Here is a 12318-nt window from a genome sequence, read left to right as displayed (position 1 = left end):
CTTCGTCGTTGCCAGGTGTGCCGTTACGTCGCTGGGACAGATCGTGACAACGGTGGAGCGCCCCACCGTCTCCGCGGCCGACCGATGTCGTTCTTCGTGCCCGTTCGACCGTGTCCACCCTGCCATGTCGTTGCCCGGGTCACAGGATTCACCGGCGGCAGGGTGAAGCACATACCACACCTATGGGTGACCCGGTGCGTATCACGCTCCGGGATGAGCTACCCTTCCCGCGCTCCACGCTGTGAGGTTGAGGTCGGTCGCTCGTTTCGGGGGAACTTGGAGCGCAGGACAAACGGAGACCTCCGCCACTCTCGCGTGCGGGCACAAATTGGAGCCCTGGAACGTTGACCAGCGGCACACCATTGCAAATCTCCACAAATGCAGGGGTGAAACGAGATGGCCACCGACTACGACGCTCCGCGGCGCAACGAGTCCGAGGATCTTCCCGAGGACTCGCTGGAAGAGCTCAAGGCCAAACGCAACGATGCTCAGTCCGGGTCCGTGGACACGGACGAGGGTGAGATCGCGGACAATTTCGAGCTTCCGGGTGCTGACCTCTCCGGTGAGGAGATGACCGTCAAGGTGCTCCCGAAGCAGGCCGACGAGTTCACCTGCTCCAGCTGTTTCCTAGTGCACCACCGCAATCGACTGGCGGGGGAGCGGAACGGGAAATACGTCTGCCGCGACTGCGCGGCCTGAAACGCGTGGGTCGAGGACCCGATGGCGGGCTGGATGTGATGAATCGCACGTCCAGTCCGCTGTTCACGTTCGACGCGTGCCGCGGCGGACGCATCGCTCTCACCGTGGCGCACTTCTCGCCGGCCCGTTCGGCGCCGAGCCGATCCACTATCGCCACGGGCTGTCCGGATGCGGTGCGCGTACCCCGAGCACGTGTCCCCGGGCTACTCCTCTCGTAGGTCTCCGCCGGACTGCCGTTCGCCACGCCGCAGCACCTCGGCCAGTCGTTCCGGGTGCCGCGTGCTGATCACCCAGTAGGGGGTCGGGTCGTCGGGATCGTCCAACCAGATTCGTGCGGCGGTTGGTGCCCAGGGGCTGTGCATCATGAAAGCCGCCGGATCCAGCTCCGGGCCGAGCGCTCGTCGTTTCCGTTCCCGTGGGATCACCTCGACGTCGGAGACGAATCGCAGCGGTAGCCGCGCGTTGCCCGCCCGTAGTTCCCGCTCGGTGACCACGAGGCGCGTTCGGCTCAGCCAGACCGGCAGGGCTATCGACAACGGCAACAGCACCGCGTAGGGCAGCCACGCCCGAATACCCGGATACCCCATGTGCACCTCGGCGGCCAGCAGAGCGGCCGCTACGAGCGGCAACGGCCAACTCCACCAGGAGACGTGCAGCCGTTCCCGATAGCGGATTTCTCCGGTCGTGTCATTCAACCCGGTTGTGGGACCGCTTTCGGGGGCCGCTTCTGAACTATCCGACACGTCCTCAGGGTAGTCTTGCGCCCCGTGCCAAGCGTGAAGGTCCTGCTTACTCGTGTCGATCCCGAAATACAACCCCCGTCCTACGCCCGGACCGGTGATGCCGGTGCGGATCTCGTCACAGCGGAGGACCTGGTGCTCCATCCCGGGCGTCGTGCTGTGGTCGGAACCGGGATCGCCATAGCTCTCCCGGAGGGGTTCGCCGGTTTCGTGCACCCGCGTTCCGGGATGGCCGCCCGGTCGGGGCTCAGCGTGGTCAACGCCCCGGGAACCGTTGACGCGGGCTACCGGGGTGAGATCAAAGTGTGCTTGATCAATCATGATCCGGACCGGGAGATCGTACTGCGGCGCGGGGACCGAATAGCCCAGTTGGTGGTGCAGCGTGTCGAACACGCCGTTTTCGAGGAGGTCGTCCAACTGCCGGAGTCGGTACGCGGTTCCGACGGTTATGGTTCGACCGGAGTTCACAGTGCGTTGACGGGTTCGGCCGAGGTTGGCGACACAGGCAATACGACCGGTAGTACGGAGGTCTGACGGGATGTTCGGATGGCGCCGTCGCGACGGACGCGAGAATGACGCGGATGGTTCCGACGTCAGCGAGGACTATCACGACGGGGCGGATTCCGCGCCCGACGGCGGACCCTATGACAAGCACGAGGCGCCGCATGACGAGGTCGAACGGCTCGATCTCGGATCGGTGCGGTTGCCTGTGCCGGAGAACAGCCAGTTGCAGGTGGAGGTCGATCCCGAGGGGCCGGTGCGGGCCGTGCACCTGCTCACTCCCTCCGGGCGGCTCACCGTCAGCGCGTTCGCCGCTCCGCGAACCGGTGACCTCTGGCAGGAGGTGCGCCAGGAACTGATCGAGCAGTTGCGTTCCGACGGGGCCGACGTGCGTCACGAGCAGGGAATCTGGGACACCGAACTCGTGGCCGACACGGACAGGACCTCGTTGCGGTTCGTCGGCGTGGACGGGCCTCGTTGGTTGCTGCGCGGTGTGGCGGCCAGCCCGTCCGAGGACCTCGATGCGTGCACGAAGCTACTGTACGCGGTCATCGACGAGACGGTCGTCGATCGCGGTTCGGATCCCATGCCGGTCCGCACTCCGTTGCCGATCGAGCTTCCCGAGGAGATCGCACAGCACATTCAGCAGCAGCAGGAGCAGGCGGGAGCCTGAGAACGCTCGTACTCCGGCTGTGGTTCGAAGCCGGAAGTCGTTCGCTCGAACCGTCGTTACCCTCACGAGGCTGGACTACGAGACTAGGCTGAACTCGCACGGGTGAGAACCCGCGCGGGCACACTGGCCCACTGCGCACAGGAGCGCGAGATGAGCAACACCGGAGACGGCTACCTCCGCCGCCTCGTACGTCGCCTCACCAGCGACGTCGCCGAACTCGACGCCGACGACCTCTCCGAGAGGTCGCGGGCGAGCGGAGCCAGGCGGGCGTGCGACTGCAAGTGCGGTGAACAAGCGGAGGTGCTGGGCCGAGTCCGCTGCGTCGGTATGGCGCCCAAGGCTTCGGTCCCCACGTTGGAAGCCGAGCTGTACGACGGCACCGACGGGGTGACATTGGTTTGGCTCGGCAGGCGTCAGATCACCGGTATCGAACCCGGCAGAACTATAAAGGCCCGCGGTCGGATTGCCGATCGTGATGGTCACAAGGTTCTTTACAATCCCTACTACGAGTTGCAGAACATCGCATGACTGAATCCAGTTCATCCACTCCGGACGGGGCCGACCCCGTCCGGAGTTACGACGAGGCGTCCGACGGCGGGTCCGACGGGTCCGCCGGTTCGCCCAAGGCGCCGTTCGGGATGCGTGGTGCCCCCGCCGAGGGGGCAGACGGGGCCGAGCAGACACTGCTGCAGCAGATGGGCGGTGTCAGCGGTCTCGCCTATTCCGCAGTTCCCATCGTCGTGTTCGTCGTCGTCAACTCGTTGGTCGGGATGGTTCCGGCCATTTGGATCGCCATCGCGAGCTCCCTCGTGCTCGCCCTGGTGCGGATCGTCCGCAGGGAACCCCTGCAACCGGCTGTCTCGGGTGTGCTCGGGGTGGCGATTTGTTCCTTCATCGCCTACCGCACTGGGGATGCCAAGGGGTTCTTTCTGCTCGGGATCTGGACCAGCCTGATCTATGGTGGCGTCTTCCTCGTTTCGATGCTCGTGCGCTGGCCGCTGATCGGCGTCGCCTGGTCCGTGCTCAACGGGCACGGGTTCCGGTGGCGAGAGCAGCGAAAGGCCTTGACCGGTTACGATCTGGCTACGCTTGCCTGGACGATCGTTTTCGTCGCCAAGTTCGTGGTGCAGCAGTGGCTTTACGCCGCTGACGAGACGGGCTGGCTGGCCGTGGCGCGTATCGCCATGGGGTATCCGCTCACCGCGTTGGCACTGCTGGTGACGGTCTGGGCCATTCGACGCGCGGGCAAGGTCGCCGAACAGGCGCGCGAAGCCGATTCCGGGGGCTCCGACGGTGGTGCCGGTACCGGCGAGGTGACTCCGGCGCGTCCCCGGCACGAAATGGGATGACTCCGGAAATGGAATGACTCCGGCTGCCGGGAGGGCGGCCCCGCCGCGTGTTCCTCCCGGCCGTTCCTCCCGGCCGTTCCGCTCGGAGCTCCGACCGCTACGGGAGTGTCCCGCTCGCGGCCGGCACATCTCAGTCCAGGCCCGGCGGGTCGTGCACCAGTTCGCTGATCCGCCGTTCCACGTCGCCCGAGGCGACGAAGAGCATCTCGTCACCCACCTCCAGCGGGTCGTCGGACTGCGGAACGATGACCCGTCCTCCGCGAAGGATCGTGACCAGTGCGGCGTCTGCCGGGAGCGTCAGGTCACGGACCCTGCGGCCCGCCAGCGGAGCCCCTTCGGGCAGGGTCATCTCCACCAGGTTGGCCTGGCCCTGACGCAGTGTCATGAGTCGGACGATGTCACCGACACTGACCGCTTCCTCCACCATCGCGGCCAGCATGCGTGGGGTCGACACCGCCACATCGACTCCCCACGCCTCGTTGAACAACCACTCGTTGTGCGGATCGTTCACCCGTGCCGCGACTCGCCTGACCGCGAACTCCGTCTTGGTCAGCAGCGAGACCACCAGGTTGACCTTGTCGTCACCGGTGGCCGCTATCACCACGTCGCAGGTCTCGATGCCGGTCTCCTCCAGCGAGGAGAGCTCGCAGGCGTCCGCGTGCACCCACTGGGCTCCCGGAATGGCCCTGGGCTGGTAGTTCTGCGCCGAGCGCTCGATGAGCATGACCTGGTGCCCGCCGTCGAGGAGTTCGCCGGCTATGGACTGCCCGACCGCGCCTGCTCCGGCTATGGCGATGCGCATCACTGGGTCTCCTCGGGTGGGCGCTGCGCCGTCGCGGTTATCTCGGTGATCGTTCCCGACAGGGCCGCCACGTAGACGGTGTCGTCGGCCTGCACCACCGTGTCCGACTTCGGCAGCACACCGTTGCCGAACCGCATGATGAACGCGACCCGGCATCCGGTCGCGGTTTCCAAGTCACGGGTGCGCCTGCCCACCCAGCTCTCGTGCAACGGCAGGCGCAGCACGGCCACGCTCCCGGACGGATCCCGCCAATCCGTCGCGACCCCCTCCGGGAGCAGCATCCGCAGGAACCGGTCGGTGGTCCACGGCACCGTGGCCACCGTCGGAATCCCCAACCGCTGGTAGACCTCGGCCCGTTTCGGGTCGTAGATCCGTGCCACCACGTGATCCACCCCGAAGGTCTCCCGGGCCACCCGTGCCGAGACGATGTTGGAGTTGTCCCCGTTGGACACGGCGGCGAAGGAGCCGGCCCGTTCTATCCCGGCTTCGATCAGTACGTCCCGGTCGAAACCGTTCCCGGTCACACACTGGCCGTGGAACTGCTTGCTCAACCGGTGGAAGGACTCACCGTTCTTGTCCACGACTGCCACGGTGTGATCGAGCCGTTGCAGTGCGGCCGCGAGGGAAGCCCCCACTCGGCCACAGCCCATGATCACGACATGCACGACCGGTTTCCTCGCTCTCGGCTGGTTGCCGGACCCACTGTGTCGGGATCCGTGACCCTTCCCACAGCTCTGACAGTACCCGTCGGTGTGCCGAGTCTCCGTGTCTCGAAAGGGCCCGATCCGGTGAGGACGACGGAGCGGATCGACACGACGCGCTGAGTCGACGCGGGCCGGTGCACCGTATCGAGTGAGGCAGGGGTCGCTCATCCAGGGGGCCCATTGCGAACCCGGTGTTCGGTTTCCCGTGCGCAACGAGTTCGTGGTCACCGGTTCCGGCCCGGAGATCCCGGTAACGCCGCCGTCGCCGAGGGGCCATCGGCGGGTGCCGCGACGACCCGTCCCGGTGCGGGATGCGGTTCGGGCACGCGATCCCGCGGAAGCGGTTCGTGGGCGGCCTCCTACGCTCTTGGCCGTGTCCAAGCTCGCGACCGTGACCAAGCGTCTGCTGGTGGGCCGACCGTTCCGCAGTGACCGGTTGTCGCACACGCTGCTGCCCAAGCGCATCGCCCTACCGGTGTTCGCGTCGGACCCGATGTCCAGCGTGGCCTACGCGCCGCAGGAGATCCTGCTCACGCTGTCCGTGGCCGGTATATCGGCGTACGCGATAAGCCCGTGGATCGGCCTCGTCGTCGTCGCGGTGATGCTGGTGGTGGTGGCTTCCTACCGCCAGAACGTTCGCGCCTACACCTCGGGGGGTGGTGACTACGAGGTAGCCACCACCAACCACGGTCCCCGTTGGGGCCTCGTGGTCGCCAGCGCGCTGCTGGTCGACTACGTGCTCACCGTCGCCGTGTCCATCTCCTCGGCCGCCGCCAACATAGGCTCGGTCGTGCCGTTCGTGGCCACGCACAAGGTCGCCTTCGCGGTGGGCGCCATCGCCCTGCTCACGGCAGTGAACCTGCGGGGCGCCCGCGAGTCCGGCACCACGTTCGCCGTGCCCACCTACGCGTTCGTGCTGGGTATCCTGGGAATGATCGGTTTCGGGCTCTACCGCGCCTACGTGCGCGGTGACGAGTTGCGGGCTGAGAGCGCCGGCTTCGAACTGGCCCAGGAGCCCTCCCAGATCGCCGGACTCGGTTTCGTCTTCCTCGTGCTGCGCGCCTTCTCCTCCGGCAGCGCCGCGTTGACCGGCGTGGAGGCCATCAGCAACGGTGTTCCCGCCTTCCGCAAGCCCAAACCACGCAATGCCGCCACGACCCTGTTGTGGATGGGTCTGATCGCCGTGACCATGTTCATGGGGCTGCTCATGCTGGCTCGCATCACCGGTGTGGTCATCGCGGAGGACCCGCGGCACCAGCTCATCGGGGTACCGGAGGGCTACGAGCAGAAGACGCTGATCGCGCAGCTGGCTCACGCGGTGTTCGGCGGGTTCACACCCGCCGTGTACTACCTGATCTTCTGCACGGGGCTGATCCTGGTGCTGGCTGCCAACACCGCCTTCAACGGTTTCCCGTTGCTGGGCTCCGTCTTGGCACAGGACCGGTACCTGCCGCGGCAGCTGCACACCCGGGGCGACAGACTCGCCTTCTCCAACGGCATCCTGTTCCTGGCCGGGTTCGCCACCGTGCTGGTCCTCGTGTTCGAGGCCGAGGTGACCAAGCTGATCCAGCTCTACATCGTCGGTGTGTTCGTCTCGTTCGTCCTGAGTCAGAGCGGCATGATCAGACACTGGAACCGGCGGTTACGTACCGAGGAGGACCCCTCCGCCCGGGCCAGCATGCGCAGGGCTCGCGTGATCAACTCGATCGGGCTCGCGATGACCGCCACGGTCCTCGTCATCGTGCTGATCACGAAGTTCCTGCACGGTGCCTGGATCGCGATCGCCGCGATGGTCGCGGGCTACCTGCTGATGCGTGGTATCCGCAAGCACTACGACCGGGTCAGTGCGGAGCTGAGCCGCACCGACGGGCCGACGGTACTGCCCTCCCGAAACTACGGGCTGGTGCTGGTTTCGCAGTTGCACCTGCCGAGCATGCGGGCACTGGCCTACGCACGCGCCACCCGGCCCGACGAGCTGGAGGCCATCACGGTCAACGTCGACGACTCGGACACCAGGCAGCTGGTGGCGGCTTGGGAGGAACGTGACATCACGGTCCCGCTCAAGGTGCTCGAATCCCCTTACCGTGAGATCACTCGACCGATCGTGGACTATGTGAAGCGCATCCGGCGGGACAGTCCGCGCGATGTGGTGACCGTTTTCATCCCGGAGTACGTGGTCGGACGTTGGTGGGAGCAGTTGCTGCACAATCAGAGTGCGCTTCGCCTCAAGAGCAGGTTGTTGTTCGAGCCGGGTGTGATGGTCACCAGTGTTCCGTGGCAGCTGGAGTCCTCCACCAGGGTCGATCTGCGCGCGCCCACGCCCCGCCGTTCGGTGCGCTGGGGAGCCGGAAACGGGAACAAGGGCAACGGGGAGCGGAGCAGCGGGGGGAGGAGCAACGGGCAGCGTTGATCCTCTCCTGACGCACGTCCGTGCCGGGACGGTGCTACCGACCGGTGTGCACTGCCCGGTGTTCCCGACCCCACGCGCCGCGCTTCACGGGAAACCGTCGCTACCGTCGCCGCATCGGTTTCCGTGCCGGTCGTCCGCCGGAAGCCACCTTTGATTGGAGCCGTGAGACCTGGTGAATGACAAACCGGACTGGACGGGGCGACGGCTTCGTCTCGAGGTCGGTGCGGTGGCCCACGGCGGGCACTGTGTCGCCCGGTACGAGGGTCGGGTCGTGTTCGTGCGGCACACCCTGCCCGGAGAGACCGTGGACGCACTGGTTACCGAGGACCGTGGCGGTGGGTTCTGCCGCGCCGATGCCGTGGCGGTGGTCGAAGCCGCTCCCGGCAGGGTGGAACCGTCCTGCCCGCTGGCCGACATCGCACGCGGGACCGATCGTTGCGGTGGCTGTGACTGGCAGCACGTCGACCCAGCCGTCCAGCGGGAGCTGAAGGCCGCCGTGGTGGCCGAGCAACTCACCAGACTGGCGGGGGTCGAGTACCCGGTCGAGGTGTCGCCGCTGCCCGGTGGTCCGCTGCGCTGGCGCAGCCGTGTCCGGTTGGCGGTGGACGACGACGGCGCGGTCGGTTTTCGGGCGCACCGCAGTCACCGTGTGATACCGGTTCGGGACTGCCCGATCACGATGGAGGGCACGCTCGACGAGGTCGCTTCCCGTTCCTGGACGCCAGGGGCCGAGGTGGCCGTCACCCGGGACGGTTCGGGAGAGGTGCACGTCACCGAGCACTCGGTTCGGCCCCGGCGCTCCGGTCGTGGCGGTGGCCGTCCCATCCGGTCCGCCCGGAAGGTACGGGGAACGGGGATCGCTCACGAGGCCGCGGTGGGGCGGGAGTGGGGCGTCCGTTCGGAGGGCTTCTGGCAGGTGCACCCCGAGGCCGCCGATCGGTTCGCCGAAGTCGTCGCCCGGATGGCCGATGTCCCTTCCGGTGGCCGGGCATGGGACCTCTACGGCGGTGTCGGACTGTTCGCGGCCGTGCTCGGGCAGCAGGCCGGACCGAGCGGTGACGTACTGCTCGTCGAGTCCGGTGAGTCGGCGGTACGCGACGCCGAGGCCAACCTGGCCGATCTGCCGCAGGTTCGGGTGCGATCCGGCCGTGTGGAACGCGTGGTGACCGAACCGACCGTTCCCGCTCCCCACGTGGTGGTGCTCGATCCGCCGCGCAAGGGGGCGGGCAGCGAGGTGGTGGACGCGATCAGCCGTGCACGGCCGAGCCGGGTCGTCCACGTCGCCTGCGATCCCGCCTCCCTGGCACGCGACATCGGGCTCTTCCGGGAGCGGGGTTACCGGTTGAGCCGGCTGGAGTCCTTCGACGCCTTTCCGATGACGCAGCACGTGGAATGCATCGCTCTGTTGGAGGATACTGAACGGAACTCGTGAGTCAGCGCGTCGCTACGCCTTGTGGAATCACGTCGTTCGTGGCTCCGTAGACTGGCGAAGTCACGTGGTGACCCTGTATTACATAACCCCGTAGTGCATGATCCCGAAACACATGACGATGTAATGCATCACGGCAGGCACGTGATGTGCGAAGTGAGAGTTCGAAGCGCGGTTCCCGTGACGGGAACCGCGTGCCGTGGGCAGCGGGCCGCTCCGCGAACCGGAGCCGTGTCCGTGCCCCGAGACCTGTAGTCGGTCACGACGAGCGAGGTGGAGCGGTGACGCTGCTGGAGTCCGTGCACGATCCGGCCGATGTCCAGCGCCTGGAGCACGGTGAGTTGGTCGAGCTCGCCGCCGAGATCAGATCCTTCTTGATCGAGAAGGTGTCGCGTACCGGTGGTCATCTCGGTCCGAATCTCGGTGCGGTCGAGCTGACCCTGGCGTTGCACCGTGCGTTCGACTCACCGCGCGACCCCATCGTGTTTGACACGGGGCACCAGTCCTACGTGCACAAGATGCTCACCGGCAGGCAGCGGGGCTTCGACCGGCTGCGAAAACGCGACGGGCTGTCCGGTTACCCCTCGAGGGCCGAGAGTGAGCACGACCTGGTGGAGAACAGCCACGCCTCCACCTCGTTGTCCTACGCCGACGGCCTGGCGCGGGCGATCCAGCTGAGCGACTCCGGTCGCCACGTCGTCGCCGTGGTCGGCGACGGGGCACTGACCGGAGGCATGTGCTGGGAGGCCCTCAACAACATCGCGGCCGACCAGGAACGCCCGCTGGTGATCGTGGTCAACGACAACGGGCGTTCCTACGCCCCCACGATCGGTGGCCTGGCCGAGCACCTTGCCTCGCTGCGGTTGCGTCCCGGCTACGAGCGGGCGTTGGAGAACGGTCGTCGTACCGTGCGCAGTCTTCCGGTGGTGGGGCGGCCGCTCTACACCGGCCTGCACGCGGCCAAGCGGGGTATCAAGGACGCGCTGAGCCCACAGGTGATGTTCTCCGATCTCGGGATCAAGTACTTGGGGCCGGTGGACGGGCACGACCTCAAGGCACTGGACTACGCGCTGGGGATGGCCAAGACGTTCGGTGGCCCGGTGATCGTGCACGCTGTCACTCAGAAGGGCAACGGCTTCGCGCCCGCCGAGAACCACGAGGCCGACCAGATGCACCAGGTCAAGGTGATGGACCCGGCCACGGGCGCCCCCACCGGACCCACCGCGACCAGCTGGACCAACGTGTTCTCGGACGAGCTCGTCCGTATCGGTGGGGAACGCGACGACATCGTCGCGATCACCGGTGCCATGCTGGGCCCCACCGGTCTGGACAAGTTCGCCCGGAACTACCCCGATCGCTGCGTGGACGTGGGTATCGCCGAGCAGCACGCCATGACCTCGGCCGCGGGTATGGCGATGGGCGGGTTGCACCCGGTGTTCGCGGTGTACTCGACGTTTCTCAACCGCGCGTTCGACCAGTTGCTCATGGATGTGGCGCTGCACCGGCAGCCGGTGACGGTGACCCTGGACCGCTCCGGCGTCACCGGTGACGACGGGCCGAGCCACAACGGCATGTGGGACCTGTCCGTCCTGGGGATGATCCCCGGGATTCGGGTCGCCGCCCCGCGCGATGCGGCGACGCTGCGTGAGGAGCTGCGGGAAGCGGTCGCGGTGGAGGACGGCCCCACCGTGGTGCGGTTCTCGAAGGGAACGGTCATCGACGAGGTGCCCGCGCTCGAGCGGGTCGACGGCGTCGACGTGCTGCGCCGCCCCGCTGAAAACGAGGAACGGGACGTGCTGTTGAGCGCGGTCGGCGCGTTCGGCGAGCTCGCGGTCGCCGCCGCCGAGCGACTCGCCGCGCAGGGGATCGGCGTGACCGTGGTGGATCCGCGCTGGGTGGTGCCCGTTCCGGGTGCCGTGCTCGACATGGCCCGGCGCCACCGTCTCGTCGTCACGCTCGAGGACTGCGGTCGGCACGGTGGTTTCGGGTGGTCGTTGGCGGCCGCCATGCGTGACGCGGACATCGACGTTCCGCTGCGGGATCTCGCGATTCCGAATCGTTTTCTGGAACATGCCTCGCGCGGGGAGCTGCTCGCCGAACTCGGGCTCACCGAGCAGGACGTGGCCCGCAGGATCACCGAGTGGGTGGCCGACCGGCTCGAAGGGCAGTTGGACGAGGAGGAGACCGGTATCGCCACCGATCTGGACACACCGCGCGCCGAGTGATCCCGCGCTCCCTGATCGTCCGGAACGGCCGTGCTGTGGCACGGTGAACGCGTGCGGATCCTTGTGGTGGAGGACGAACAGCCGCTCGCCGACGCGATCGCGCGTGGGCTGAGACGGGAAGGGCTTGCCGTGGACGTGACCTACGACGGTCTCGATGCTCAGGAGAAGGTCGCGGTCACTCGCTACGACGTGGTGGTGCTGGACCGTGATCTGCCCTCGTTGTCCGGTGACCGGTTGTGCGCCGAGTTGGTCGCGTCCGAGGAGCTCACCAGGGTCCTGATGCTCACCGCGAGCGGCACGGTGGCCGACCGCGTCGAGGGGCTCTCGCTGGGTGCCGACGACTACCTCGCGAAGCCGTTCGCGTTCGACGAGCTCGTGGCCAGGGTTCGTGCGCTGGGTAGACGTTCCACACCTGCCACGCCACCGTTGCTGACCGCGCACGATCTCGAGCTGGACTCCGCCAGGATGCGGGTCAGCAGGAGCGGTGGCGAGGTCGATCTGACCCGCAAGGAGTTCGGGGTGCTGCAGGTGCTGCTGGCCGCACGGGGCGCCGTGGTCAGTTCCGAGGAACTGCTGGAACGGGTGTGGGACGAGTACGCCGACCCGTTCACCACCACCGTGCGAGTGACCGTTATGACGTTGCGGAAGAAGCTCGGTGACCCGAGCGTCATAGACACGGTGGTCGGTTCCGGTTACCGTGTGCCCTCCGCCGGTTCAGGGACCTCGTCCGACACGGACGCCGAAGTCTCCGGTGCCGGCGAGAAGTGATGCTGTTCCGGGCTCGTT

General features: G+C 67.2%; 12 protein-coding genes. 9 read left to right on the top strand and 3 right to left on the bottom strand.

What is annotated here, in order from left to right; all coding sequences use genetic code 11:
* Positions 1–396 precede the first annotated feature (396 nt).
* Complete coding sequence (locus J2S53_RS09020) at positions 397–699, top strand: DUF4193 domain-containing protein (RefSeq protein ID WP_092628599.1); 303 nt, start codon at positions 397–399, stop codon at positions 697–699.
* Positions 700–902: 203 nt separating this feature from the next.
* Here the strand turns inward: J2S53_RS09020 and J2S53_RS09015 are convergent, their stop codons facing one another.
* The gene (locus tag J2S53_RS09015; RefSeq protein WP_456240614.1) at positions 903–1442 is read right to left on the bottom strand and encodes a DUF3093 domain-containing protein; all 540 of its coding nucleotides are present in this window, start codon (positions 1440–1442) and stop codon (positions 903–905) included.
* 24 nt (positions 1443–1466) lie between these two features.
* Here J2S53_RS09015 and dut point away from each other — a divergent pair, with 24 nt between their 5' ends.
* The 4 genes from dut (at position 1467) to J2S53_RS08995 (ending at position 3962) form a co-directional block, all read left to right on the top strand.
* Entirely contained in the window at positions 1467–1973 is a 507-nt protein-coding gene (gene dut, locus J2S53_RS09010) for a dUTP diphosphatase (protein ID WP_456240613.1), read from the top strand.
* A gap of 4 nt (positions 1974–1977) precedes the next feature.
* A complete protein-coding gene (locus J2S53_RS09005; protein ID WP_456240612.1) occupies positions 1978–2613 on the top strand; it encodes a DUF3710 domain-containing protein in 636 nt (211 codons plus the stop codon).
* Between the two features lie 150 nt (positions 2614–2763).
* Positions 2764–3141: an OB-fold nucleic acid binding domain-containing protein gene (locus J2S53_RS09000; protein WP_456240611.1), complete on the top strand. Its 378-nt coding sequence runs from the start codon at positions 2764–2766 to the stop codon at positions 3139–3141.
* A 110-nt stretch (positions 3142–3251) separates the two neighbouring features.
* On the top strand, positions 3252–3962 hold the full coding sequence (locus J2S53_RS08995) for a DUF3159 domain-containing protein (protein WP_456242747.1): 711 nt from the start codon (positions 3252–3254) through the stop codon (positions 3960–3962).
* Between the two features lie 130 nt (positions 3963–4092).
* Here the strand turns inward: J2S53_RS08995 and J2S53_RS08990 are convergent, their stop codons facing one another.
* Both J2S53_RS08990 and J2S53_RS08985 read right to left on the bottom strand, forming a co-directional pair.
* On the bottom strand, positions 4093–4764 hold the full coding sequence (locus tag J2S53_RS08990; protein WP_456240610.1) for a potassium channel family protein: 672 nt from the start codon (positions 4762–4764) through the stop codon (positions 4093–4095).
* The gene (locus J2S53_RS08985) at positions 4764–5429 is read right to left on the bottom strand and encodes a potassium channel family protein (RefSeq protein WP_092927184.1); all 666 of its coding nucleotides are present in this window, start codon (positions 5427–5429) and stop codon (positions 4764–4766) included. The genes J2S53_RS08990 and J2S53_RS08985 overlap by 1 nt, the downstream gene beginning before the upstream one ends.
* A gap of 412 nt (positions 5430–5841) precedes the next feature.
* Here J2S53_RS08985 and J2S53_RS08980 point away from each other — a divergent pair, with 412 nt between their 5' ends.
* From J2S53_RS08980 to J2S53_RS08965, 4 genes are all read left to right on the top strand, one after another.
* A complete protein-coding gene (locus J2S53_RS08980; protein ID WP_456240609.1) occupies positions 5842–7878 on the top strand; it encodes an APC family permease in 2037 nt (678 codons plus the stop codon).
* Between the two features lie 172 nt (positions 7879–8050).
* Positions 8051–9310, top strand: coding sequence for a class I SAM-dependent RNA methyltransferase (locus J2S53_RS08975; RefSeq protein WP_456240608.1), 1260 nt, complete (start codon positions 8051–8053; stop codon positions 9308–9310).
* 278 nt (positions 9311–9588) lie between these two features.
* The gene (gene dxs / locus J2S53_RS08970) at positions 9589–11532 is read left to right on the top strand and encodes a 1-deoxy-D-xylulose-5-phosphate synthase (protein ID WP_456240607.1); all 1944 of its coding nucleotides are present in this window, start codon (positions 9589–9591) and stop codon (positions 11530–11532) included.
* 51 nt (positions 11533–11583) lie between these two features.
* Positions 11584–12300, top strand: coding sequence for a response regulator transcription factor (locus tag J2S53_RS08965; RefSeq protein ID WP_130467867.1), 717 nt, complete (start codon positions 11584–11586; stop codon positions 12298–12300).
* Positions 12301–12318 lie beyond the last annotated feature (18 nt).

Origin of the sequence: Actinopolyspora lacussalsi, assembly GCA_030803735.1 — a bacterium.
Lineage (GTDB): Bacteria > Actinomycetota > Actinomycetes > Mycobacteriales > Pseudonocardiaceae > Actinopolyspora > Actinopolyspora lacussalsi.
Note: the sequence above shows the minus strand (reverse complement) of the source record. Positions and strands in the feature narration are given on the sequence as shown.

Excerpts from the sequence above, each read along its gene's own strand:
- J2S53_RS09020 (WP_092628599.1), top strand. The coding sequence starts at position 397 with ATGGCCACCGACTACGACGCTCCGCGGCGCAACGAGTCCGAGGATCTT.
- J2S53_RS09005 (WP_456240612.1), top strand. The coding sequence starts at position 1,978 with ATGTTCGGATGGCGCCGTCGCGACGGACGCGAGAATGACGCGGATGGT.
- J2S53_RS09000 (WP_456240611.1), top strand. The coding sequence starts at position 2,764 with ATGAGCAACACCGGAGACGGCTACCTCCGCCGCCTCGTACGTCGCCTC.
- J2S53_RS08995 (WP_456242747.1), top strand. The coding sequence starts at position 3,252 with ATGCGTGGTGCCCCCGCCGAGGGGGCAGACGGGGCCGAGCAGACACTG.
- J2S53_RS08990 (WP_456240610.1), bottom strand. The coding sequence starts at position 4,764 with ATGCGCATCGCCATAGCCGGAGCAGGCGCGGTCGGGCAGTCCATAGCC.